The following is a 24,688-nucleotide window of genomic DNA, read 5'->3' on the forward strand; positions in this document are numbered from 1 at the left end:
AAACTCCTTAAAGAAGTTGAGGGGCGATATGTTCAGCGATCAGCTCAATGGAACGCAGAGTGTCCCGGTGAGACGGCTCTACGGAGTGGACCTGGAATGAAATATCCGTCGCCCGTTTAAGGACCGAATCCTCAGCCAGCGACGCCAGCACGGTGTTCGGCGCGCCGATATGGGCGTCGAACTGACGGATATAATCCGTGACACTGTCACCTATGGCGGGGTGGCCCGCCGCGCTGTGTGCCTGAGCCTGGCGGGTTAAACCGGGCGTCGCGACTTTCAGGGCATACTCATCGCTGTCGGCGACAAACGCCGTGCGCGAGGCCAGAATTCTCGGGGCAATGCCCGAGGGCAGCGCGGCGAGATAGGCGTCGACAATCGGGTTCTGGATCTGGTCGAGGGTAAGAGCGAGCTGGTCCGCCGGGCGCGGCTGAGTGCGGGACAACATCAGCCCGTGTCCGGCCTGCGCTGCCCGTACCGCGCCGTCGACGGAAAAGGTCGCGATCCACACGCGCTCCGCCAGCTGTGGCGCAGGCGGGTAAAGATGGTTATCCGGATGGGTCAGCGAATCCCCGCGCCAGGCGCTCTGGATCAGGTGCAAATGGTCGGCAAAGGTCGCGCCGCGCTGTTCAAAGGTCAGGCAAAACGGCAGAAATGAGGTCGGGGTGCCGCCGGAGCCAAAACCGACTTCGAGACGACCGTCCGCCAGCAGATCCAGCACCGCCGCGTCTTCCGCCACGCGCAGCGGGTTTTCCATCGGCAGGGTGATAATCGCTGTGCCCAGACGAATGGTTTCCGTTTGCGCCGCAACGTGGGCGAGGAACACCAGCGGAGACGGCAGGCCGCCTTCGCGCTCGTGGAAATGGTGCTGCGCAATCCAGGCCGTATCAAAACCGTGGCGCTCCGCATGGCGGATCTGTTCGGTCGCCAGGCGATAACGCTCTTTAGCTGGGGCGTCGTCCAGCAGGCGGGTAAAGAATCCCAGGCGTTTACGCGTCATGCGTACTCCTTAGTCGCAGGTGAAAAATGGGGGATAGCGTCGATCAGCTCGCGGGTGTAGCTGTTCTGCGGTGAGGAGAAGAGCGCCTCCACCGAGCCATGTTCAACCACCTGGCCGTTTTTGAGCACCGTCACGCTGTGGGCGATGCGGCGAACGGTCGCCAGGTCGTGGGTGATAAACAGGTAGGTCAGCCCCAGCTGCTGCTGGAGCTGTTGCAGCAGGGCGAGGATCTGCGCCTGCACCGTGACGTCCAGCGCCGAGGTGGCTTCGTCCAGCACCAGAATTGTCGGTTCCAGAATCAGGGCGCGGGCGATGGCGACCCGCTGGCGTTGCCCACCGGAAAGCTCGCGCGCCGTGCGATTTAATAGCTCAAGCGGCAGGGCGACGCGCGTGGTCACGGCCTCAACGCGGGTTTTGCGTTCCACTCTGGTGATTTTGCCGAAGTTTTTCAGCGGCTCTTCGATGATCTCAAACAGCGTTTGCCGCGGGTCGAGGGAGGCAAACGGGTTCTGATAGACGAACTGAATTTTCTGGCGCAGCTGGCGGCGCGCCTCCACGCTGAGCTGCGTCGCATCGATATCATCAAGGATGACGCGCCCGCTGTCCGCCTGCTCAAACCCGAGCAAAATGCGGGCAAGGGTGGTTTTCCCCGAACCGGATTCCCCGACCAGCGCATGGGTGCTCCCGCGCGGCACCTCGAAACTGACGTTATCCAGCGCCTGCAGGAAGTGGTTTTTGCTGAGGGAAAATTGTTTGCTGATCCCCTGCGCGCGAATGGCGGCAGAGGCCAGCCGGTGGCCGGATACCGGGGCGATAGTTAAGCGAGAGCCCTGCAAATCGCTCAGGAGCTGACGGGTATAGGCATGCTGCGGGGCGCGCACCACATCGGCGGTCGCGCCGTGCTCCTGCACTTCACCGTGGCGAAACACCAGCAGGCGATCGGCGCGCTGGGCGGCGAGAGCCAGATCGTGCGTCACGAACAGCACCGCCGTCCCGGATTCGCGGCGCAGAATATCCAGCAGATCGAGAATGCGTTTTTGCACCGTCACGTCCAGCGCGCTGGTCGGTTCGTCGGCGATGATCAGGTCCGGGCGCAGGGCGATGGCGATCGCGATCAGCACCCGCTGTTTCATCCCGCCGGAAAGCTGGTGCGGATACTGTTTCATCCGCTGCTCCGGGTGGCTCAGACCGACTTTGGTCAGCAGAGCCAGCACCTGATTTTCTTGCTCATCCTTCGTGATTTTCTGATGAATATGCAGGACTTCACCTACCTGCGCGCCGATGGTTTTGACCGGGTTAAGGGAGTTGCCGGGGTCCTGCGGCACCAGGCTGATGCGTGCTCCGCGCAGGGCGTTGAGCCGCTTCGCCGACCACTGGCTAATCTCTTCGCCGTTGAGCACAATTTTGCCGCTGTCGCGACGGGCGTTGTCCGCCAGCAGGCCGATGATCGCCTGCGCGGTGGTGGTTTTGCCGGAGCCGGATTCACCAACAAAGGCCAGCATTTCCCCGCGTTTCAGGGTGAAACTGACGTTATGCACCACCTCACGCCACTGGCGGCCGATGCGATAGCTTAAGGTCAGATTTTCCACGGACAGAACGGTCATGAGCGGCCTCCGCTTAACTGCTGGCTGATACGGTTGGTGGCAAGCACCACGGCGATCACCACGATGCCGGGGAAGGTGGTCAGCCACCAGGCGGTTGAAAGATAGTTGCGCCCTTCGGCAATCAACAGACCCCATTCCGGGACCGGCGGCGGAGTGCCGTAGCCGAGGAAGCTCAGGGTCGAGAGGGCAAGAATGGCCTGACCAAACTGGAGCGTTGCGAAGGCCAAAACAGCAGTCAGCGAGTTCGGCAAAATATGTCGCCACAGCACCGCCCAGAAGGTGCCGCCGCTGCCATAGGCCGCTTCGACAAAATCCGCGTGACGAATGCGCACCACCTCCCCGCGCGCCAGGCGGGCGAAGCTGGCAATCGACGCCACACCGACGGCGATGGCGGCGTTAACGGTGCCGAAACCGAGCAAAATAATCACCGTCAGGGAGAGCAGCAGCGAGGGAATCGACAGCAGCACGTCGACAAAGCGCATCAGCACCGACTCCACGCGTCCGGCAAAAGCCCCGGCAATCACGCCGATTCCCGTGCCGACCAGTAAGCCCATCGCCACGGCGGCCAGCGCGGCGCTCAGAGAATGAGACGCGCCATACACAATGCGTGCGTAAACATCCCGGCCCAGCTGATCGGTTCCCAGCCAGTGTCCGGCCTGGGGGGCTAAGCGCTGTGCGCCCGCGATCCCTTCAATCGGGCTGTACTGGGTGAGCAAACCCGGCGCGAGCGCGGCCAGGGCTGCCAGAATAATCACACCCCACGCCAGCCATAAACCGGGCTGAACGTCGAGCGAGCCAAGGGCCGGAACGCGTTTTCGCGCCGCGGCGGCGTAGTCCACCAGACTCATGATGCACCTCCGGTCACGGGTTGCAGGCGAGGGTCAAAGAGCGGCATCAGCAGATCCACCAGCAAATTAATCAGCACAAAACCGAGCGCCGAGATCATCACCACCGCCTGTAGCACGGCGATGTCCTGATTATTCACCGCCTGCTGCGTCAGCTGGCCCAGGCCGCTGCGGCCAAACACGGTTTCGGTAATCAGCGCCCCGGCGATCAGCTCGCCGAGCAAAATTCCGGCGATATTCAGCACCGGCAGCAGGGCGTTGCCGGTCACGTGACGCCACAGGACGCCCGTTTCACTCAGCCCTTTGGCGCGCGCCACGGCGACAAACGGCTGGGCCGCGACCTGATCGAGGCTGCGCATCAGGATTTGCGCCAGCGGAGCGGAGATCGGAATGGCGACGGTGACGATCGGCAGGATCAGCCCCTGCAGAGGCGACGGGTTAATCACCGGGATCAGCCGCAGCTGGAAGGAAAACAGCTGGATAAGCGCGATGCCGAGCCAGAAAGTCGGCAGGGAGATAAACAGCACCGGCACCGACTGAATGGCATTGCTTACCCAGCGCAGCCCCGGAAGACGCGCGGCAAACGCCAGCGCGAAGGCCAGCACCACCGCCAGCGCGAACGCAGGTAGGGCGAGGCTCAGGGTGTCGGGCAGATTAGTGGCGATCAGCTCGCTCACCGGCACCCCCGCCTGGAGTGAAAAACCAAAATCGCCGCGCAGCATGGCAAACAGAGTGTGGAAATACTGCTGCCATAGCGGACTGTCCGCGCCATAGGCGACGCGCATCTCCTCGATTTGCGCCGGGCTTAAGCCCAGATCCGGGTTCTGGAATTTAATCAGCACCGCGTCGCCCGGCAGCACCTGAAGCAGCACGAAGGAGAGGGTAAACGCGGCCCACAGGACCAGCAGCCCCATCCCGGCCCGTCGCAGCAGATAATGGCTCATCATCTTAATGTTTCTCGATCCACGCGCCGTAGAACGACGGACGTCCTACCGCTTCGAAATTCACCCCTTTCAGCCACGGCGCACCGGCGAAGACCTGCGGCTCCTCGAAGATCGGGATCACGTAGGCGTTATCCAGCAGATAGCGCTGGGCATCGCCCGTTAATTGCAGACGTTTTTGCGGGTCAACTTCGGCGGAGATATTTACCAGCAGTTCGTTAAGTTTGTCGTCGCGGAAGCTTTTCACCTTGTCGCTCGAGCCGCCTTTTTGCAGCAGCGCGTCGCGGTTGGCCGGGTAGAACATGCTTTTCACCACGTCCGGATCGGCGCGGCCCACTTCGGAAACGGTCAGTGGCGTTTTCAGCGGATCGAGGTTATCCAGCGTGCGGCTGCCCGCATCGCCCGCTTTGACGTTCAGCGCCACGCCGACCTGTCGCCACTGCTGGGCGACCAGCTGCAACACCTCTTTGTTTTGCGGCTGCGGCAGGGATTCGTACACCGTCAGCGCCAGGCGCTGGCCGTCTTTGGCGCGGATGCCGTCGCTGCCGGTTTTCCAGCCTGCGTCGTCGAGCAGAGCGTTGGCTTTCGCTGCGTCGAAGGTGAGCTTGTCGCTGAGATCGACAAAGCCAGCGGCAGAATCGGCAATCACCGATTTGGCCTGAGGATAGTTAGGCGAGAAGAGGGTCTCTACGACCTGTTTCGCATTGGTGGCGTGGAGCAGCGCCTGACGGACGCGCAAATCCGACACCAGCGGGTTGTCCGGGCGGAAGCTGATACTGTCATTCACGCCGCGCGTCGGGGCAGCGTAGATTTTATACCCCTGTTCGGTGGTCTGTTTCTCATCGTAGGCCTGAACCTGGCGGATAAAATCAGCCTGGCCCGCCAGCAGCGCGCCGACGCGCACGCTGTCTTCCGGCGTGACGATAAACTTAATGCCATCGAGATTCGCCGGGCCTTGCTGGGCGAGGTTTTTCGGCCCCCACTGGTACTCTTTGCGCGCCTCGAGCGTCACTTCCCGACCCAGTTTTTCCTCTTTCACCACGAACGGGCCAGAGCCGATGATGTGGCGCGCGTCGCCCAACTCCTCAAAGTTGCGCTTCAGGGTGCTCAACGAGACCAGCCCGGAGCCGATAGTCGCGGTGCCTTGCAGGAAACCCGGCGACGGTTTTTTGAAGTAGAACTTCACGGTCTGCGGATCGACCACTTCGCTGCGGTCGTAGTTGTTGATCACCTCCGAAACCGGCAGGCGCTGGGCTTTGTTGCCCAGCCCGTAGGTGTCGAAGTTTTTGGCGACGGCGTTGGCGTCCAGCGGCGTGCCGTCAGAGAAGGTCACGCCGGGACGGATTTTAAAGGTGTATTCGGTTTTGTCGGCGTTGGTGGACCAGCTTTCGGCGATCCACGGCTCCACTTCCAGCGTTTTCGGGTTCTGCCAGGTGAGCTTGTCGGTGATCTGATTCAGGATACCGCCGTTCGGATAGAAACCGCCCGCCGGGGGATAGAGATTGGTGTGCGCCTGTTGCTCCAGATAGACGAGCGTCCCGCCTTTAACCGGCGTGTCGGCGGCGTGTGCAGCAGTCGCTGCGAGGATTAACGCCGTCAGCAGCGGCAGGCGAAAAGGGGTTTGCATGGTGAATTCCTTTGTTATCTTTGTTTTAGCGTCGGATTCATCATCGGGCGCGGGTGAAAACAAGGGAACAAAGGAATTGAGATAAGGATTGCCGGAAATCGGGAATATCGAAAAACCGCTCCCGGTCAGGAGCGGTGGATTTCACTACACAAATTTCGCCAGCGGATCGGCAGCGGCAAAGGCGACCGCGCGGTCTGCGGCGGGTGGGTAGATCAGTTCATTGGTAATCGCGATTTTGAGCTTCTTCGCCTCTTCGCGCACCAGTTTCACCTCTTGTTCCCAGCCCTCGGTGTACACCGCGCCCCAGGCACCGAGATCCAGGCAGGTGACATAGTTCACCTGACGGTACGGATACGGCTCGACGTTCAGCAGGCTGGCGGCGGCGTTGTGTCCGGCAAATTTTCCGAGCTGGATCGCATGCTGACAGGTCATCAGCGCCGTATTACCCACATCGTCCGTTTTCGCATGGGCGGTGTCGCCGGTGGCGAACACATCAGGATGGGCCGGGATCTGCAGCAGTTCGTTCACGCGCAGACGCGCCTGAGCGTCGCGCTCGCCGTCAATCTGCGTCGTCAGCGGATGAGCTTCGACGCCAGCCGTCCAGACCACGGTAGAGGATTCGATGCGCTCGCCGTTTTTCAGGATGACGCCCTGGGCATCGACGGCTTCGATTTCGCTGTTCAGACGCCATTCCACGCCCAGCTCTTCGCTGGCATTCGCAATCACATCGCGCAGGGCTTCGCTGTAACGACCGCCAATCACCGGACCGCGTTCAACTACGATAACTTTAGTCTGCGTATCTTCACCGAAACGGGCACGCAGACGCGCCGGTAATTCGGTCGCCAGTTCGATACCGGTAAAGCCGCCGCCGCAAACCACCACCGTATTACGGGCCGGAGTAGAGGGCTGATGAACCAGCGCATCGAGGTGTTTTTCGAACACCTGCGCGGATTCGAGCTGGTCGATGTCAAACGCAAATTCAGACAGACCGGCGACCGCTGGGCGCTTAGTCTGACTGCCCGTGGCGAGAACCAGACGATCGTAAGTGGCGAGGGTGGTGTTGCCGTGGCTGTCGCGATACCAGACCGCTTTCTCTTTGGTATCAATACGTTCTGCGCTGCCCTGAATATACTCAATATCCAGTTCGGCGAAGAGATCCGTCAGGGGAGCCACCAGGCCTGCCACTTTTTCTTCATAGAAACGCGGGCGAACGCGCAGCTCGGGTTGCGGAGCCAGCACGCTAATACGCAGATCGCTGCTCTCGTTCAGTTCCGCCAGACGCGCCGCGCTCACCGCTGCCCACATACCGGAAAAACCACTGCCCACAATTAAAATATGCTTCTTCATCTTCGATCCTTTTGCTCATCAGGCTTTGTGTCTGACCTGACTGCAACTATACTTGTCGGAGTTAACTCCGACAACTTTTTTCTGAGTTAGCGATGATAAAAATGGAAAGTGAAGTAAAAATAACAGGTTAGATAACAAATGGTTTACAGGCTGTTTTTTCGCTCGCGAACACGGCTATAATAACCACGAATAATGAGAGCGGAGTTAAACATGGCCTTTTACAGTTCCGGTGTGGAATACGCCATTCATAGCCTGATGTGTATGGTGGATGCCAAAGGCAACGAGCGGGAGTTGAGCGTCAGGGAGATGGCGGACTTACAGGGTGTGCCTTACGACTACCTGGGTAAAATCTTCACCCGTCTGTCGCGCGCCGGTCTGGTGAACAGCACGGAAGGCAAGGGCGGTGGGTTTAAACTCGCGCGTCCGGCGGAACTCATTTCGGTGCTGGATGTGGCGCATGCCATTGATGGTGAAAAGAATATGTTTGAGTGCCGGGAAGTGCGCCAGCGGTTGGCAGTCTTTGATGAAGCGCCGCCTGCGTGGGTCTGCGACGGGCCGTGCGGCGTGCGCTCGGTGATGGACAGCGCCCAGCAGCGGATGGAAGAAGAACTGGCGCGCCACACCATTCTCGATCTGGCGCGCAAAATGTATCGAAAAGCGCCCGATACATTCCTGATTGAAGTGCAGGACTGGATTACGGATCGCCGCAGCCCGTCCTGAACCCCTTAAGAACGGAAATCAATCACCATACGGCCACGGATCTGGCCCTGTTCCATCTCTTTGAAAATCGCGTTGATGTCGCCCAGCGGACGCATCGTCACTTTCGGCACCACTTTGCCTTCGGCGGCAAACTGGAAGGCCTCGATCAGATCCTGACGGGTCCCGACCAGCGAACCGACCACCTGAATCCCATCCAGCACCAGACGCGGAATATCCAGGCTCATGGCTTCTGGCGGCAGACCGACAGCCACCACGCGGCCACCGGCGCGCACTGCGTCGACCGCAGAGTTAAACGCCGCTTTCGCGACAGCCGTGACCACGGCGGAGTGTGCGCCGCCGGTTTTTTCCTGAATCACTTTCGCCGCATCTTCGTTGCGGGAGTTGATGGTCAGATCGGCACCCATCTCTGCGGCCAGTTTCAGCTGTGCATCGTTGACGTCGATGGCGATCACTTTGGCATTGAAGACGTTTTTCGCGTACTGCAGCGCCAGGTTGCCCAGTCCGCCCAGACCGTAGATCGCAATCCACTGTCCCGGTTTGATATGAGAAATTTTCACCGCTTTATAGGTTGTCACACCCGCGCAGGTGATGCTGCTTGCGGCGGCAGATTCCAGACCGTCCGGCACTTTCACCGCGTAATCGGCGGTGACGATGCACTCTTCGGCCATCCCGCCGTCGACGGAATATCCGGCATTTTTCACGTCACGACAGAGCGTTTCGTTGCCGGAGTTACAGTATTCGCAGTGCCCGCAGCCCTGGAAGAACCATGCCACGCTGGCACGATCGCCCACTTTCAGCGAGGTCACGCCAGGTCCGATCTGTTTGACGACGCCAATCCCTTCATGGCCGAGGATCACCCCGGTTTTATCGCCAAAATCACCGTTCTTCACGTGAAGATCCGTGTGGCATACGCCGCAGCACTCCATCTTCAGCAGCGCTTCACCGTGTTGCAGGGCGCGCAGGGTTTTATCGGTGACGTCTACGTGGTGATCTTTTGTTACGACAGCAGCCTTCATATGTTTCTCCATGTTCATTTAAGTGTCTGCATAGCGTGCAAGAAAGATGAGAATCGTTCTTACTCCTTAAGGATTAATGCTTTGGTCGTTTTATACAAGGGCGGGGCAACATAATGTAATAATTTCGTTGGGATTCAGGCGATTAAAGCATCAATAAACCATTCAAGCCCTGAATAATTGGGGGGAGGGAAACTGACAACAAAACGTCATGGTTCTGTCATCTGGAAAACGTAATGTGTTGTCTTTCCAATAACCGAAGAGTTACAAGACCATGAAGCTGTTCAAAACATTGCTTGCCGTCAGTGTTCTCCTTTCTGCCTCTGCGCAGGCGCAAAATATCCTGGAATTCCCACAGCCGGAAAACAACCCGGAAGAGTTTTATGCCGTCACCGAAATTCCAGCGGGCGGGATTATCAAATACGAAACCGATGCCAAAACCGGCTTTATCGTTGCCGACCGTTTCCAGTCGATGCCGGTAGCTTACCCGGCCAACTACGGCTCTCTGACGCAGTCCCTGGCCGGAGATGGCGATCCGCTGGACGTGATTTTCTATACCCGCGCGCCGATGGCACCGGGGACGCTGATCAAGCTGCGCGCGATTGGCGTGCTGAAGATGGTCGATGGCGGGGAGAAGGACGACAAAATTGTGGCCGTCCCTGCGAGCAAAATCGACCCGACCTACGACAATATTAAAGAGCTGAGCGATCTGCCAAAAATTGAGGTGCAGCGCCTGGAGTCGTTCTTCCGCGTCTACAAAGAGCTGCCGGAAGGGCGCAAAAAGGTGGAGCTGAGCGGCTTCAACGATGCCGCCACCGCGAAGCAGGAAATCAAACAGGCGTGGGACGCCTGGAAAGAGAAAAAACCGCAGTAAAGAACTGGCCCGGCAGGAAGTCCCGCCGGGCGCAGGGTTACAGCGGGGCTTCTATCTGGTTAATCTCCTCACGCCATTGCTCCTGCAGCTGAGGCTTTTGATGCTTCGGCTTACGCGCCAAATCCTCTGCCAGCAGGGTCTCCAGCGTCACCAGTCTTTCGAGAAGATCATCACACTCATTCGGCGATGATTCTGCCGGTTTTGCTGACTCGGCAGGTAGTGTTAATCCGCCGCTTTCTCGCAGGCGTTCAAACACCGCTTCGGCGTCGTGCCATTCGCTGAGTTTTCCGTCCTCAATCAGCCAGAAGCGGTTGCAGCTTTGGCTGATCAACTGCCTGTCATGACTCACCAGCAGAACGCCACCTTCGAACTGTTGCAGGGTGTCGGCCAGCGCCTCTTTGCCTTCCATGTCCAGATGGTTGGTCGGCTCATCGAGCATCAGCAGGCTATAGCGGGCGAGCGTCAGGCCGATAAACAGCAGGCGCGAACGCTCGCCGCCGCTGAGGGTGCTAACTTTCTGCCCGTGACGCACCCAAGGAAAACCGGCGCTGATGAGCGACATTTTGCGCACCTGCGGGTCCGGGGCGAACGGCTCGAGCGCATCCAGCAGCGAGGCGTCATCCGGCAGCTGGTGTAGCGTCTGGTCGTAATAACCCAGCGTCAGGCGAGGATGGATTTTCAGCTCATCCGTCGACTGCTGTGCAACAAACTGCCGCCAGATCAGCTTCATCAGTGAGGATTTCCCGCAGCCGTTGCGGCCCACAATGGCGACGCGATCGCCGCTTTTGAGTCTGGCGATCTCCACCTCAAACAGCGCAGGCAGACCAGGAGCCGGAGGGACGTCGAGATTTGCCATCTCCAGCAGCCGGTCGGCCCGCAGGGCATCGCCGCGCAGGGTGAGCGTCCACGGGCTGCCCGTGGTGAGATCGGTCTGGCTCTCCTTCAGGCGCTCGACCTGTTTTTCCATCTGTTTGGCTTTGCGGGCCAGATCTTCGTTGTCATAGACCTTGCCCCAGGTCGCCAGCCGTTTGGCGCTGGCCGCCACACGGTCGATCTCCTTTTGCTCGGCTTTGTGCCGCAGGGCATCGCTCTCATCTTTTGCCGCCAGCGCCTGACGCGCAGCGGAGCAAGGCAGGGCGAAGCTGTGCAGGGTTTTGTCGCGCAAAATCCAGCTGCCGTTAGTGACGGCATCAAGCAGCTGTCGGTCGTGCGAAACCAGCACAAAACTCCCGGACCAGTTCTGTAAAAACTGCTCCAGCCAGAGCATGGTCGGGAGATCGAGGTGGTTGCTGGGTTCGTCCAGTAACAGCAGATCGGGATCGCTGATTAAGGCGCGCGCCAGCAGCAGCCGCGTGTGTAGCCCGCCGCTCAGTGTCGCAGATTGCAGAGTCATATCCTGCGGGGTGAAGCCCATGCCGCCGAGCAGCGTTTCAGCCCGCCAGCGCAGGCTGTCGCGTTCCGCGGCGGGCAGTTGCGCCAGCACGGCGTCGAGCATCGACAGGGGATAAATTGATTCCGGCAGATGCTGTTCCACGCGCGCCATCAGGCAGTATCCGGCGAGCGCCACGGTGCCAACAGACGGGGATTCCGTCCCGTCGAGGATCTTCAGCAGGGTACTTTTACCGCAGCCGTTATCGCCCAGCAGACCAATGCGGTCGCCTTTTTTCAGGGTAAAGGAGAGCGAGTCGAAGAGGGTGTTAAACGCCGTTTCAACGCGGAGAGATTGTGCAGTTAGTAATGTGCTCATTGTTGCTTACTCAAGTGTTACAGGCATGGAAATGCCTCGTCAAACATCGCTGACGATAACTTAGTAAGCCCGAGAGAAGGGATTAAGGTGGATGGTGTCTTCGCTCAAGCAGAAGTTATCGCAGCACGATACCGATAACGCTTGAGCTGGTGCGATCACCAAATGTATGTGAAACATTGAAAATTTCACTATACAGCATAATTAGCCTCCTTATTTATTCAGTGGGTTGATGGATGAAGGGAGTGTAGCGGGGTTTTACATGCCCGGCAAGCAGAGCGCCGTCAGGCATGGGAGCCGATAGTTGCCGGGTGGCGGCTTCGCCTTACCCGGCCTACAAAAACCTGGAACGTAGGCCCGGTAAGCGCAGCGCCACCGGGCGTTTAGGCCGCACCGTCGTTTGCTGCCGGGTGGCGGCTTCGCCTTACCCGGCCTACAAAACCCTGGAATGTAGGCCCGGTAAGCGCAGCGCCACCGGGCGTTTAGGCCGCACCGCCGTTTGCTGCCGGGTGTCGGCTTCGCCTTACCCGGCCTACAAAATCCTGGAACGTAGGCCCGGTAAGCGCAGCGCCACCGGGCGTTTAGGCCGCACCGTCGATCAGATAGACGTCCGGCGGTAGTTCCGGTACTCCGGCATCCAGAAGTTATCGTCGATGGCCTGCTGCAACGCATCGGCGGAGGTTTTGACCGCCACGCCCTGTTGCTGGGCCATTTTACCGACCGCAAAGGCTATCGCTCGCGACACCGTATGGATGTCTTTCAGCTCTGGCAGCACCAGCCCTTCGCCGTTATTCACCAGCGGAGAGTGCTTCGCCAGGGTTTCGCTGGCAGACATCAGCATTTCATCGGTAATGCGTGACGCACCGGCGGCGATCACCCCTAGACCAATTCCCGGGAAGATATAGGAGTTGTTGCACTGGGCAATCGGGTAGGTTTTGTCTTTCCACACCACCGGATCGAACGGGCTGCCGGTCGCGACCAGCGCGGCACCTTCAGTCCAGGCGATGATGTCCTGCGGCGTCGCTTCCACGCGCGAGGTCGGGTTGGAGAGCGGCATCACGATCGGACGCGGGCAGTGCTTGTGCATTTCGCGGATGATCTCTTCGGTGAACAGTCCGGTCTGGCCGGACACCCCGATCAGAATATCCGGCTTCACGTTGCGCACCACGTCCAGCAGGGAGAGCACTTCGTTGTCCGTATCCCAGTTTTTCAGGTTCTCGCGCTTTTGCACCAGCTTGGTCTGGAACGGCAGCAGGTTTGGCATGCCGTCCGTCAGCAGGCCGAAACGGTCGACCATAAACACACGCGAGCGGGCCAGCTCTTCACTTAAGCCTTCGCGCTGGGTCTGGGCGATGATCTGTTCTGCGATCCCACACCCGGCAGAGCCCGCGCCGAGGAAGACAATTTTCTGGTAGCTCAGCTGGCTGCCCGCCGCGCGGCTGGCGGCGATCAGCGTCCCGACGGTCACTGCCGCGGTGCCCTGAATATCGTCGTTAAACGAGCAGATCTCATCGCGATAGCGGTTCAGCAGCGGCATGGCGTTTTTCTGCGCGAAGTCTTCAAACTGCAGCAGCACGTCCGGCCAGCGGTGTTTGACGGCCTGAATGAAATCGTCGACGAACTGGTAATACTCGTCGTCCGTCACGCGCGGGTGACGCCAGCCCATATACAGCGGATCGTTCAGCAACTGCTGGTTATTGGTCCCGACATCCAGCACCACCGGCAACGTGTACGCCGGGCTGATCCCGCCGCAGGCGGTGTAGAGCGACAGCTTACCGATTGGAATCCCCATCCCGCCGATACCCTGGTCGCCAAGGCCCAGAATACGCTCGCCGTCCGTCACCACGATCACTTTGATATTGTGGTTTGGCACGTTTTGCAGGATGTCATCCATATTGTGGCGGTTCTGATAGGAGATAAACACGCCGCGCGAACGACGGTAGATCTCGGAGAAACGCTCGCAGGCCGCGCCGACGGTCGGGGTGTAGATCACCGGCATCATCTCTTCGAGGTGATTTTGCACCAGGCGGTAGAAGAGGGTTTCGTTGGTGTCCTGGATGTTGCGCAGGTAGATGTGTTTGTCGATTTCGGTTTTAAAGCCCTGGTACTGGATCCAGGCGCGTTCAGCTTGCTCTTCGATGGTTTCAACCACTTCCGGCAGCAGGCCGAGCAGGTTAAAGCTGCTGCGCTCTTCCGCACTGAAGGCGCTGCCTTTATTCAGCAGGGGGAATTCCAGCAGGACCGGGCCTGCGTAGGGGATGTAAAGAGAACGATGCTGTTTTACTTTGTTGTCCATGTCACTCACTCGATTTTTTGAATATCCGTCCCTGGCACTGCGTATTGTCATCTTTCTGGCTTGCTGGCAGGGCGACCTCGGGCGGCATTATAAAGGAGCTGAATGTTAATTACCGCAACACACATACAAAAACACCATCGGTTTTGCCGATGGTGTTGTGATTCAGATGCGGGATTTACTTGTCTGCGTGGCGTTTTCTGCCATGCGTGTGGGTGACTACGGTTTCGTTGCTGCCCTCGATCACCACTTTACGTTGATTCGACAGCTTGTAGTTCAGTCCCAGAATGTGACGTGCCTGACGGTTCGATTTCATGTTAACTCCTCAATCCTGTTGATAGTTTTAAGGACCAGTTTGCTTGCGCAAACGAAATGTAACCCCTTAGGTTGCAGATCCAGCATAGCAGGGTTTTTACAGGGGGCGATGTTGACCACTCACTACGTAGTTAATGGTCTGCTGGTAGATATCACTGAGGATGTCATTATCCGAGGCTTCTACCCAGCGGGTGAGTTCCATCAAAATGTCATCTTCAGTGACCGCGCCATGTTCAGCGCGCAGGCCTTGCTCAATGGCATTGACCAGCGCCGGTTGAGCGGAATGAGTATTTGCTGAGTAATGAGTAAACATGCTGCCTCCGTGTCGTTATCTGTTTAATATTCCGGTTCGCAATTCATAATTCACATTCAGAATGGCAAATATTCTTCCCGCTGTGGTTCAGATTCATCCTGGAAATAAAAATATCATATTACCCCTTTTTTTTCGATAAATCAGGGTTTCCAGCGGCGCAGTTCAGTATATTTTTCGTAGGGCATCGGGGACGGCCAGGAGATTAATTCCACCACACTTCCCCAGGGGGTTTTGCCGTAGCAAAACGCATTGCCTTCGCCGCGTTCAGCGGGAAAAGAGAGGGGTTTCGGCTCGGTAAACATCTCCCCGCCCGCGGCGGTGAAAGCAGATATTGCGGTTTTAAAATCATCGACATAGACGGCGAAGTGCTGTAGGCCGAAATCACTGGGGCGGGAGGGGGATTGCTGTTCCGGGCCGTGCATTTCAAACAGCTCGATGCCGGGGCCGTTGGGCAGGGCCAGCATCCTGATGGCGCGGATTTTTGTTCCGGGAAATAACTTTAAGGTATTTTCCTGCGCCTGATGGTCAATATTTTCACTGCCGGGTTCGACGGAGTGATATATCACGGTTGCCGCGAAGGCTTTTTCAAAAAATAACGTTGCTGCTTCGATGTCCGGAACCGTAATACCAATGTGGTCAATTCCTCTGACTGAGGTTTGCATAAGCATCTCCTGCTATAAAAAGAATAAATATAGCAGGAGACAGTTAGCCTGTTACCACTTCATTTCGCCGGTATTGACCTTCGCGCTCAGGTCCAGGGAGCTGACTTCGGCCAGGTTCGGCTGCTGTTTTTTCATCGCCTCTATCACACCCGCCGAGTCTTTATGAGCGGCCAGCGCCTGCTCAAATTGCTGCAGGTAAGTGCGGGTAAAGTTGATGGCTTCGATACCCGCTGGCGGTGTACCGAGGTAATGACCCGGGATCACGCGTTCCGGTTTGTGAGCAGCCATTTCATCGAGCGTGGCGATCCACTGCGCGCGGCTGGCTTTGGTTTGCGTATCCGCGGTCCAGACGTGAATGCCAGACGAAACGCCGGTGCCGCCGAGAATGGCTTTCGCGGAGGGGATCCAGACGTACGCGGCGTAGCTGTCAGCCTGCTCGATATCGATTTTTTCCCCGTCGACTATAAAGGTGGTTGAGGCAATCACCTGCGGCACAATCAGTTCAGACGGCGCGCCGTCTTTCATCTGCGGGCCCCAGAAGGCCAGTTTGGCATCTTTGGTGGCCTTGATATGGTCCACGACCGCCTGAGTGGCGACCACTTTGGCATTCGGGAAGGCTTTCACCAGCGGCTGCAGGCCGAAGTAAAAATCGGGGTCGCCGGAGGTGATCACAATTTTGCTAAGCGTTTTACCGCTGTCGCGCACTTTTTTAACCAGGGCTTCGCCATCTTTCACGCTGAACTGCGCGTCGAACAGCACAGCCTCTTTCGGGCCGGAGACCAGCGTCGAGGAGACGGCGAAAATCCCTTTCTCCTGCGGGTTGTAGGTATCCAGGGTTAACGGCGCGGCAAAAACCGCAGGAGTGAACAGGGCGCACAGCAGGGCAAGGCGATTGAGCTTCATCATTTTGTCTCGGTATTGTCGGAAAGTCTCTATTGTACGGATCTCTCGATTTGCCAGAATTCCTGAAACAAGACATGCTTAGTTTCATAAATCGAGCAGATGGAGTCATACCAATGGATCGCGTGATCGCCGCCCAGGTCTATAACCGTATTTGTGAGCTGGGGAGTCTGAGCGCTGCCGCCCGCGCGCTGGGTATTTCGCGCCCGATGGTCAGCCGGTATCTGGAGCAGATGGAAAAATGGGCCGGAACCAGGCTGGTGCACCGTTCCACGCGCAAACTGACGCTAACGCCCGCCGGGGAAAAGGTGCTGCAGAAGACCCGTAACCTGACGCGGCTGTCGCAGGAGATCGAGGATCACTCCTCGAAAGAGACCCCCTCCGGCACGCTGCGCGTGGCCTGCGCGCACTTTACCGCGATGCAGCTTGTCGCCCCAATGCTGCCGGATTTTCTGGCCCGTTTTCCGCAGGTGCGCGTCGAAATGGACGTTAACAACCATCCCGTAAGCCTGGTGGGCGAGCGCATCGACGTGGCGATCCGCATTACCGACAACCCCGAGCCGGGGATGATTGCCCGCCGTCTCGGCGAGTGCCGCTCTGTGCTGTGTGCGTCGCCAGACTACCTGGCCTCCCACGGAACGCCTGACGCACTGGAGGATCTGGCGCAGCACAACTGCCTGCACTACAGCTTCTTTGCCGGGCAGTCGTGGAATTTTGTTAATGAGGCGGGGGAAGTGGTTTCTATGGCGGTGAGTGGCAACCTGAGCGCCAGCATTTCGTCCCTGCTGATGGAGGCCGCCATCCATCACTGCGGCATTGCGATGCTGCCGGAATGGGAAGCGCAGACAGCGCTGGCGAGCGGAAAGCTGGTTCCCGTTCTCGGTAATTTCATGCCGAAACCGATCGGCATTTTTGGGATCTATCAGTCGCGGGATTACCAGCCTGCGGCGCAGCGTCTGTTCCTGGATGCGCTGGGCGAGTCGTTGATGGCTTTGTGAACAATTGCCTAAGACTGTTCTGCCTTCCTCTCAGATCGGAATCAACGTTCTATACTTAACCCTTTGCAAGCCAAAAGGAGAGCAATAATGACGATTCATAAGCACGGTTCGGCACACTGGTCTGGCGACATTAAGCGCGGGAAAGGGACGGTTTCGACGGAAAGCGGCGTCCTGAATCAGCAACCCTACGGCTTTAATACTCGTTTTGAAGGCGAAAAAGGGACCAACCCGGAAGAGCTGATTGGCGCGGCGCATGCGGCCTGCTTCTCAATGGCCCTGTCGCTGATGCTGGGGGAGTCCGGGTATACCGCGGATTCCATCGATACCACGGCGGATGTGTCGCTGGATAAAACCGACGGCGGATTTGCTATCACGAAAATTGCCCTGCAAAGCAAGGTGACCGTGCCAGGCATCGACCCGCAGCAGTTCGACGGTATTATCCAGAAAGCGAAAGCCGGATGCCCGGTTTCGCAGCTCCTGAAAGCGGAAATTACCCTCGATTACACCCTCAACTAAGTCTCTTGCCAGCGGCGGCTCCGCCGCTGGTTCTCGTGACGTTGTCACTGATTTCTGCACAATCGACTTATGCTTAATGCAATCGCACACCCTGATGCAGCGACCGCCAGCCATAAACTGACTCTCACCGCCTGATCCTGCTGCGCAATGGTGTTCGCCGAGACCATTACGGCCAGCAACACGCTGACCAGCGCCGCTCCGAGGCACTGACCGAAGGTGCGCACAACCGCCAGCACGCCTGACGCGTTTCCGCTCCACTCCCGCACCACGCTCGACAACATTTCACGATTATTCGGGCTCTGGAAACAGCCGAAGCCAATCCCACAGATCAGGCTGCGCAGGCCAATATCCCACTGCGCCGCTGAGTCGGGCAAGGTCGCCAGCAGCGCCAACCCGATAGCAAAGATCAGCAGGCCCGCCGTGGAGATGATCGACGGGGCGTATCTGTCCGCCAGTTTTCCGGCCCAGGGCGCAACCAGCGCAATGCCCACCGGCCACGGGGTGAACAGTAGCGCGGAGGTAAAGGCGCTGTAGCCATAGACACTCTGAAACAAGAACGGCAGGGCGACGAAGGTCACGCCCTGGCTGATAAAACTGGCCAGAGAAGTCAGCGCCGCAAGGGAAAACCGGCCTGAATGAAAAATCGCGGGCGGCAGCAGGGGTTTATCCGCCCGCCGGATGTGGCGGATAAACGCGATACCGCTGAGAAGCGCCAGCCCAAACCAGTTGATAACCGACGCGCTGATGCCGTGGTCGGCGGCGTGCGGACTGGCAAAACTGTTGGTCGCCATAATCGCCGCGCCGAGCAGGGTGGAGGAAAGTAGCGCTCCCTTGAGATCAAACGGTTGTCCGCTCAACGCCGGTTTATGCGGTATGGCTTTGTAAGCCAGCATCAGGGCGAGCAGACCGGGTACAACGTTAATCGCGAACAGCCACTGCCAGCTCAGGGCACTAAGAAGGAATCCTCCCAGCACGGGTGCGACGGCGGTGCTGGAGGCGATAAGCAATGCATTCAGGCCGAGGATGCGGCCTAACAATCGCCCCGGAAACACTGAACGCAATATCGCCGGAGCGATGCTTAAGGTGGCGGCCCCGCCCACCCCCTGCAAAATTCGCATGACGATCAGGGTTTCGGCGTTTGGCGCGAGCGCGCAGCCGAGTGAGGTCAGTGTGAAGAGGCTCAGGCCGAAGATAAACACCGGCCTGAAGCCAATGCGCGTGGCAAGTGCGGCGAAAATCAGCAGCGTCATGGCCGCCGAAAGCAGATACCCGTTGGCGAACCAGACGGCCACCGGGGCGGCAACGTTCAGCGCATGCGTCATCTGCGGCAGGGCGATGTTCACCATTGAGCCGTCAAAAACCGCCATCAGGGTAGAGGTCATGACGGCGGCCATCACCCATCCACGTTCGCGGCCCGGCAAACCTTCGTCTCCGGCTTTATCAGAAAAAAGTTCCATCATCTGTGTCTCATCAGCAAGTATGTGTATGGGAGAAACTCTATTCCCTGACCACGAGAGGCGGAAGACACAGCATTGATACTGTATAGTTGCATCAGACGCCTTATCTCTTGTTCACAGGAGTTCTCTGATGACCGATCCCGATTTTAATCTGTTGATTGCGCTGGACGCGCTGCTGACAGAGGCCAGCGTGGCGGGTGCCGCGCGAAGGATGAATGTGAGTACCTCTGCGATGAGCCGCACGCTGGGCCGGCTGCGGGAGGTGACGGGCGATCCGCTCCTGGTCCGGGCTGGCCGACATATGGTGTTGACGCCCTTTGCCGTGGCCAGTCGGGAGAGGGCGCGTAATACGGTGCTGGAGGCGAGGGCGGTATTGCAGCCGTCCGCGGCGTCACTCGATCTGGCGGAGCTGGAAAGAGTGTTTGTCGTGCGCGCCAATGACGGATTTATCGAGGCGTTCGGCCCGGCGTTGATTACACAGGTTGCCGATGCGGCCCCTCAGGTGTGCCTGCGCTTTGCGGCCAAACCGGAGAAAAGCTCGCGCTCCCTGCGTGAAGGCCTGGTGGATCTGGAAATTGGCGTGCTCAGCCAAATGGGACCGGAAATTCGTGTTCAGGCGCTGTTTCGCGATCGCTTTGTTGGCGTTGTCCGCCACGATCATCCTCTGGCGGCATTCGCCACCGTCGGCGTCAGCGATTACATTGCGTGGGGGCATGTGGTGGCTTCCCGCCGGGGCCAGATGCAGGGACCGGTGGACGAGGCATTAGCCGAACGGGGTCTGACGCGTAAAATCGCCAGCGTGGTGCCGGGGTTCCCTGCGGCGCTGGCGGTCGCCGAAGCGTCCTCCCTGATTGCGCTGGTTCCCGCGTCATTTTTGCATCGCCCGCAAACCTCCGCCCGGCTGCATGCGTTTGAGTTGCCGTTTAAAACCCGGACCATCACCGTCTCGCAAATGTGGCATCCACGGCTGGAAATGGATCCGGCTCACCGCTGGCTGAGAAAAACGGTGTTGGCCGTTTGCCGGGAGATTAAGGGTGAAGCCATGTAGTCGCGAATCATTTTTATTACGTTATGGCTTAACGATATTATTTCCATAAGTCTTTAACGTCTGCGTTAAATTATTCTAAAAGACGAACACGTCATTCATTAAAATGCCTTAAAGAATAATTAAATTATGATAATCAATTAGAAAACACTTTCTGAACATACACATAGGTGTTGCCAGTCTCAAATTCCAGATGCTTCATCCTTTTTAAGGGTGAAGTTTTACAGGTAATTAATTAACATGCTTTGCTCTTGCCCATATTCATTTCTTGTTAAGAGAATGGCTGAAAAATCAATCGGTATCCGCACAATTTTACCACCAAAGAGTCACTTGACTCTTCAGAGATTAAAAAATGTCTAATACCATGCTGTTATATAAAAATGTTACTGCATTGTCTCGTGATACACATAAATCACTAAAACTGGATCCGGTAACCGGTTTCGAAGTCGCGGCGAAGACGCATTGGGTACCGACTGCTGGCGTTGAGCTGTATCAGGCGGCGCATCATTATCCTGTTGTTTTCGTCAATGAAAACCATAATGGCGACGTCACCACTACCCCTCTTTTACTTCTGGGTCTTGAGGCTGGTCGTAATGATTTTGTCGCGAGTGATTATTCCTGGAAAAAGGGGTGTTATATTCCGGCATTTATTCGCCGCTATCCCTTTGTGATTGCCGCTGCGAATAAAGACGCCAGTGAATTCACCCTGTGCTTTGATTCTTCTTTCCCGGGTTTTAATAAGAAAAAAGGAAAAGCGCTGTTTACTAAAGAGGGTAAAAACAGCGAGTTTCTTGAAGAGACGCTTCAGTTTATGAATGGGTTTAATATTGAAATGAAACGTACACGTGAATTTGTTGACCTGCTGAATAAACATCTGCTTCTTGAAAAATGCGCCGCCCAGATAGTCAGCAGTAGCAACGTTGCATTTAACGTTCAGGATTTTCTGGTGGTGAGTGAAAAAAAACTGGCGAATCTGGACGGAGAAGCCTTGGTTGAACTCAACCAAAAAGGGTATTTGGGCTGGATAACGGCTCATTTAATGTCCCTGTCAAACTTACCCAAACTCCTCGATATGCATCTGGAGAATAAATCCTCCGCTGACGTTAAACATTAATCCTGACAACCATCTTGCGGTAAAAATTGAGAAAGGCGGCCTGATTTTGAGGCTGCCTTTTTGCTGTCTGCTTTACACTTTTGGTATCCAGCGTTATCTCTTTTACTATAGACCTCAATTTTTTCAGAAAGAGAGATCGAAATGACGACTCTGCCGTGGCGGATACGCAGGCGTTTGTGGGCGGTGACAAAACACGCCCTGGTGGTGCTGGGCATTGTGGCGGTCGTGCTGCTGGCCGTGAGAATTTATAAGTCGCAAACCGGCCCGGCGCTGCACCCCTGGCATACCTGGACGGCGGATGAGTTTTCCGTACAGGAGACCGACCGCGCCAGCTTTGGTGATTATCTGACGCGCGAAACGGCAATTTTTCACGATCTACAAACCCAGGTGACGGACAAGCTGGACGAGGCTGACCGGACGCCGCTCAACCGGTTTTATCGTCACAGCCCAATATGGCCGGGGCAGTTTCCCGACGACGCTAACCACTCCTTTGTGCTGATGCCGCAGGGCAAACCGAAAGGGGCCGTCGTTCTCCTGCACGGTCTGACGGATTCTCCCTACAGCGTGCGCAGTATCGCCGTTGATTATCAGCAGCGCGGGTTTGTAGCCGTCGCGCCGCGTCTGCCCGGACACGGTACCGCACCGGGTGCACTGACCAACGTCGACTGGGAAGAGTGGCTGGCCGTGGCGCGTCTTTCAGTGCGCGAGGCCACCCGTCTGGCGGGCAACGACGTGCCGTTGCATCTGGTGGGCTATTCCAACGGCGGGGCGCTGGCGATGAAATACGCCCTCGACGCCATTGACGATCCTCATCTTCGCAAACCGCAGCAGCTGATCCTGCTGTCACCGATGATCCGCGTCCACGCCTTCGCCCGTTTTGCCGGTCTCGCCGGACTGCCTGCGCTGCTGCCTCCCTTTGCTAAAGCGGCCTGGCTCAGCGTGCTGCCGGAATATAATCCGTTCAAATACAATTCGTTTCCGGTGAATGCCGCCCGCCAGTCCTGGCAGTTAACTCAGGCGCTGCAAAAACAGATCAACATTCTGGCACGCCAGAACAAACTGACGGCACTCCCGCCGGTGCTGGCGTTTCAGTCGGTGATGGATTCAACCGTCAGCACGCGCGGGGTGGTCGATTCACTGTTTAATCTGCTGCCGGAGAACGGCAGCGAACTGGTGCTGTTTGATATCAACCAGGCGAGTACGCTGCGCCCGCTATTCAGACCGGGCTCTTATGTGGCTGTGAATGCGCTGCTGCCGCCCACGCCGCGCCGTTTCGCGATCACGGTAGTTACCAATGCGTCTGCGCAGACCTTAGATACCGTCGCCCGAACCACGGCGGCGGGGGCAAAGGATGAAACCGTCCAGCCGTTGACGACGCCGTATCCGCGCGATCTCTACTCCTTATCCCACGTGGCGATCCCGTTCCCGCCGACGGACGATCTCTACGGCATTGTACCGGTGGATCCACGGCGTTATGGCATCAATCTGGGCAACATCGCCCTGCGCGGTGAGACCTCCACGCTGGTGGTGGGAATGGATTCCCTGATGCGCGTGACCTCGAATCCGTTTTACGGCTATATGCTGGAGCGGATTAATCAGCGGGTTGAGTGTGCAGACGCCTGTCAACCAGCAGCCAGTAAAGCATTGCCAGGCCGCTGATTGACATACCGAGCGCACACACGCCCGGCCAGGCGTAGTGGCTCCAGATCCAGGTAGCGAGTAACGCGCCGCTGGCGCTGCCGATGGAGTAGAAAAACATATACGCAGCCACCAGTCTGCTGGTGGCCTGCGGTCGTTCGGCAAAAATCAAACTTTGACTGGTGACATGAATGGCCTGGACGGCGAAATCCAGCAAGATGATCCCCGTCGTCAAGGCGATCAAGGAGGTTCCGCCCATGGCAATCGCCAGCCACGAGAGCATTAACAGCAGTAATGCGATACCGGTGACGCGCTGCCCCAGTCCGCTGTCAGCCAATACGCCCGCTCTTCTGGCAGCCAGTGCACCGGCAATGCCCGCGAGGCCGAACAAGCCGATTTGCGCCGTCGTCAGGTTAAACGGTGGGTGACTCAGCGGAAACACGACCGATGTCCACAGCACACTAAAATTCATGAATATCAGTAGCGCGAGGACTCCACGGGAACGCAGCGCGGGGATCTCCCGCCAGAGTGTCCAGACAGAGCTCATCAGCCGTAGGTAGGAATGGGGCTTTTCCGTTTTACGATCGTCTGGCGCGATACGGATAAAGAGCAGGCTTAGCAGCAGCATCGCCCCAGCGGACACCTGGATTGCCACTCGCCAGTTTGCCCATTCCGCCAGAGCTCCCGAGATCAGTCGCGCCAGTAAAATCCCGAGGACCACACCGCTGGTCACGACGCCGGTGACGTGCCCGCGACGGGCTGGTAAAGCCAGGCTTGCGGCAAATGCGACGATGATTTGCACCACCACAGCCATCAATCCTGTCAGGCCCAGCGCCGCGCTCAGCCAGTAGAGAGAAGGCGCGATGGAGGCGAGCATCAATAGCACACTGCTGGCGAGTAACATCCCTGCGACCAGATGTTTGCGGTTCACGAGATCGCCCAGCGGAACCAGCATCAGCAAACCGAGCGCATAGCCGATTTGCGTGGCCGTAATGATCATCCCCATTTTGGCCGTCTCTTCATGAAGTGAGATCGCAATTTGGTCCAGTAACGGCTGTGTCATGTAGACATTCGCCACGGCAAAAGCGCAGAGCACTGCAAAGAGCAACATCATCTTTGAAGAGAGCGGTGTGACGTTCTCTGTGCATGGGGTACAGGTCATTTGCTTTATCCTTTAATTTGGTTTTAAATAAAAACCAGTTGATCATTATGCTTTCTGGTTTTTATTTGCAACTAGTTTTGAGTGTTGATCCTATGACCTATGAAGAAACCTTTGTGACGACGACGTGCCCGGTGGCCCGCACGGTAGATTTGCTGGGCGATCGCTGGATGCTCATGATTATCCGCGATGCCTTTGATGGCATAAGTCGTTTTAGTGATTTCCAGAAGAGTTTGGGAGTCGCGAAGAATGTGCTCGCCTCGCGGCTAAAGATTCTGGTGGATGCGGGGGTTTTCTCGCTAATTCCGGCAAAAGAAGGCGGGGCGTATAAAGCCTACCAGTTGACGGATAAAGGTAAATCGCTGCTTCCGCTCATTGTGAGCCTTCGTCAGTGGGGAGAAGAGAATCTGTTTGATGAGGGCGAGGCGATTTCACACCTGGTGGATGAAAAGGGTCTGCCTGTGGCGAAACTGGTAGTCACTTCTCAGAACGGCGCCGTCCTCAAATCCGAACAGCTCCAGCGTATCGGCGGCATATCCCCGACAAGGGATAAATCGTAAATATCC

The 24,688-nt window shown here is 57.5% G+C and carries 23 protein-coding genes; 8 read left to right on the plus strand and 15 right to left on the minus strand.

The window, feature by feature from the left end; translation table 11 throughout:
• Positions 1-7 precede the first annotated feature (7 nt).
• The 6 genes from AC3WS9_RS10840 to AC3WS9_RS10865 form a co-directional block, all read right to left on the minus strand.
• Entirely contained in the window at positions 8-997 is a 990-nt protein-coding gene (locus AC3WS9_RS10840; RefSeq protein ID WP_492488263.1) for a putative FMN-dependent luciferase-like monooxygenase, read from the minus strand.
• A complete protein-coding gene (locus AC3WS9_RS10845; RefSeq protein WP_492488264.1) occupies positions 994-2,601 on the minus strand; it encodes a dipeptide ABC transporter ATP-binding protein in 1,608 nt (535 codons plus the stop codon). The genes AC3WS9_RS10840 and AC3WS9_RS10845 overlap by 4 nt, the downstream gene beginning before the upstream one ends.
• Complete coding sequence (locus AC3WS9_RS10850; RefSeq protein ID WP_492488266.1) at positions 2,598-3,449, minus strand: ABC transporter permease; 852 nt, start codon at positions 3,447-3,449, stop codon at positions 2,598-2,600. Before AC3WS9_RS10850 ends, AC3WS9_RS10845 begins: the two co-directional genes overlap by 4 nt.
• Positions 3,446-4,390, minus strand: coding sequence for an ABC transporter permease (locus tag AC3WS9_RS10855; RefSeq protein ID WP_492490324.1), 945 nt, complete (start codon positions 4,388-4,390; stop codon positions 3,446-3,448). Before AC3WS9_RS10855 ends, AC3WS9_RS10850 begins: the two co-directional genes overlap by 4 nt.
• 4 nt (positions 4,391-4,394) lie before the next feature.
• Entirely contained in the window at positions 4,395-6,014 is a 1,620-nt protein-coding gene (locus tag AC3WS9_RS10860; RefSeq protein ID WP_492488268.1) for a TIGR04028 family ABC transporter substrate-binding protein, read from the minus strand.
• Between the two features lie 144 nt (positions 6,015-6,158).
• Positions 6,159-7,361, minus strand: coding sequence for an NAD(P)/FAD-dependent oxidoreductase (locus AC3WS9_RS10865; protein WP_492488270.1), 1,203 nt, complete (start codon positions 7,359-7,361; stop codon positions 6,159-6,161).
• A 210-nt stretch (positions 7,362-7,571) separates the two neighbouring features.
• Here AC3WS9_RS10865 and AC3WS9_RS10870 point away from each other — a divergent pair, with 210 nt between their 5' ends.
• Positions 7,572-8,081, plus strand: a complete 510-nt coding sequence (locus tag AC3WS9_RS10870) for an RrF2 family transcriptional regulator (RefSeq protein WP_282495205.1) — start codon at positions 7,572-7,574, stop codon at positions 8,079-8,081.
• A 5-nt stretch (positions 8,082-8,086) separates the two neighbouring features.
• On the opposite strand, the gene adhP is transcribed toward AC3WS9_RS10870, so the two are convergent.
• Positions 8,087-9,097 carry an alcohol dehydrogenase AdhP gene (adhP, locus tag AC3WS9_RS10875; RefSeq protein WP_324722521.1) on the minus strand — a complete coding sequence of 337 codons (1,011 nt, stop codon included), beginning with the start codon at positions 9,095-9,097 and terminating at the stop codon, positions 8,087-8,089.
• Between the two features lie 271 nt (positions 9,098-9,368).
• Here adhP and AC3WS9_RS10880 point away from each other — a divergent pair, with 271 nt between their 5' ends.
• The gene (locus AC3WS9_RS10880) at positions 9,369-9,968 is read left to right on the plus strand and encodes an inorganic diphosphatase (RefSeq protein ID WP_492488272.1); all 600 of its coding nucleotides are present in this window, start codon (positions 9,369-9,371) and stop codon (positions 9,966-9,968) included.
• A gap of 37 nt (positions 9,969-10,005) precedes the next feature.
• On the opposite strand, the gene AC3WS9_RS10885 is transcribed toward AC3WS9_RS10880, so the two are convergent.
• From AC3WS9_RS10885 to AC3WS9_RS10910, 6 genes are all read right to left on the minus strand, one after another.
• Positions 10,006-11,715 carry an ABC-F family ATP-binding cassette domain-containing protein gene (locus AC3WS9_RS10885; protein WP_492488273.1) on the minus strand — a complete coding sequence of 570 codons (1,710 nt, stop codon included), beginning with the start codon at positions 11,713-11,715 and terminating at the stop codon, positions 10,006-10,008.
• Positions 11,716-12,310: 595 nt separating this feature from the next.
• On the minus strand, positions 12,311-14,008 hold the full coding sequence (locus tag AC3WS9_RS10890; RefSeq protein ID WP_282495209.1) for an NAD-dependent malic enzyme: 1,698 nt from the start codon (positions 14,006-14,008) through the stop codon (positions 12,311-12,313).
• 175 nt (positions 14,009-14,183) lie between these two features.
• Positions 14,184-14,321, minus strand: coding sequence for a stationary-phase-induced ribosome-associated protein (sra, locus tag AC3WS9_RS10895; protein ID WP_102103745.1), 138 nt, complete (start codon positions 14,319-14,321; stop codon positions 14,184-14,186).
• 96 nt (positions 14,322-14,417) lie between these two features.
• Positions 14,418-14,633, minus strand: a complete 216-nt coding sequence (gene bdm / locus AC3WS9_RS10900; RefSeq protein WP_100780123.1) for a biofilm-dependent modulation protein — start codon at positions 14,631-14,633, stop codon at positions 14,418-14,420.
• Positions 14,634-14,773: 140 nt separating this feature from the next.
• On the minus strand, positions 14,774-15,295 hold the full coding sequence (locus tag AC3WS9_RS10905) for a VOC family protein (protein ID WP_492488276.1): 522 nt from the start codon (positions 15,293-15,295) through the stop codon (positions 14,774-14,776).
• A gap of 51 nt (positions 15,296-15,346) precedes the next feature.
• Positions 15,347-16,198 carry a Vmh family MBL fold metallo-hydrolase gene (locus AC3WS9_RS10910; protein WP_492490325.1) on the minus strand — a complete coding sequence of 284 codons (852 nt, stop codon included), beginning with the start codon at positions 16,196-16,198 and terminating at the stop codon, positions 15,347-15,349.
• Positions 16,199-16,311: 113 nt separating this feature from the next.
• Here AC3WS9_RS10910 and AC3WS9_RS10915 point away from each other — a divergent pair, with 113 nt between their 5' ends.
• Positions 16,312-17,193 (plus strand): LysR family transcriptional regulator, encoded by an 882-nt coding sequence (locus AC3WS9_RS10915; RefSeq protein ID WP_492488278.1) that lies wholly within the window; start codon positions 16,312-16,314, stop codon positions 17,191-17,193.
• A gap of 87 nt (positions 17,194-17,280) precedes the next feature.
• On the plus strand, positions 17,281-17,709 hold the full coding sequence (locus AC3WS9_RS10920) for an OsmC family protein (RefSeq protein WP_285144446.1): 429 nt from the start codon (positions 17,281-17,283) through the stop codon (positions 17,707-17,709).
• A 44-nt stretch (positions 17,710-17,753) separates the two neighbouring features.
• Here the strand turns inward: AC3WS9_RS10920 and AC3WS9_RS10925 are convergent, their stop codons facing one another.
• Positions 17,754-19,166, minus strand: coding sequence for an MFS transporter (locus tag AC3WS9_RS10925; RefSeq protein ID WP_492490326.1), 1,413 nt, complete (start codon positions 19,164-19,166; stop codon positions 17,754-17,756).
• 130 nt (positions 19,167-19,296) lie between these two features.
• Here AC3WS9_RS10925 and AC3WS9_RS10930 point away from each other — a divergent pair, with 130 nt between their 5' ends.
• From AC3WS9_RS10930 to AC3WS9_RS10940, 3 genes are all read left to right on the plus strand, one after another.
• Positions 19,297-20,214 (plus strand): LysR family transcriptional regulator, encoded by a 918-nt coding sequence (locus AC3WS9_RS10930; RefSeq protein ID WP_492488280.1) that lies wholly within the window; start codon positions 19,297-19,299, stop codon positions 20,212-20,214.
• A 349-nt stretch (positions 20,215-20,563) separates the two neighbouring features.
• Positions 20,564-21,325 (plus strand): SapC family protein, encoded by a 762-nt coding sequence (locus tag AC3WS9_RS10935; protein ID WP_285144448.1) that lies wholly within the window; start codon positions 20,564-20,566, stop codon positions 21,323-21,325.
• A 141-nt stretch (positions 21,326-21,466) separates the two neighbouring features.
• Positions 21,467-22,984 (plus strand): alpha/beta hydrolase, encoded by a 1,518-nt coding sequence (locus tag AC3WS9_RS10940; protein WP_492488282.1) that lies wholly within the window; start codon positions 21,467-21,469, stop codon positions 22,982-22,984.
• Here the strand turns inward: AC3WS9_RS10940 and AC3WS9_RS10945 are convergent.
• Positions 22,917-24,125 (minus strand): MFS transporter, encoded by a 1,209-nt coding sequence (locus tag AC3WS9_RS10945; RefSeq protein WP_492488284.1) that lies wholly within the window; start codon positions 24,123-24,125, stop codon positions 22,917-22,919. The two genes, AC3WS9_RS10940 and AC3WS9_RS10945, sit on opposite strands and share 68 nt — an antisense overlap.
• 92 nt (positions 24,126-24,217) lie before the next feature.
• Between AC3WS9_RS10945 and AC3WS9_RS10950 the strand changes: the two genes are divergently transcribed.
• Entirely contained in the window at positions 24,218-24,682 is a 465-nt protein-coding gene (locus AC3WS9_RS10950; RefSeq protein ID WP_492488286.1) for a winged helix-turn-helix transcriptional regulator, read from the plus strand.
• Positions 24,683-24,688 lie beyond the last annotated feature (6 nt).

It is taken from the genome of Lelliottia sp. EB106-05-01-XG201 (assembly GCF_058791735.1).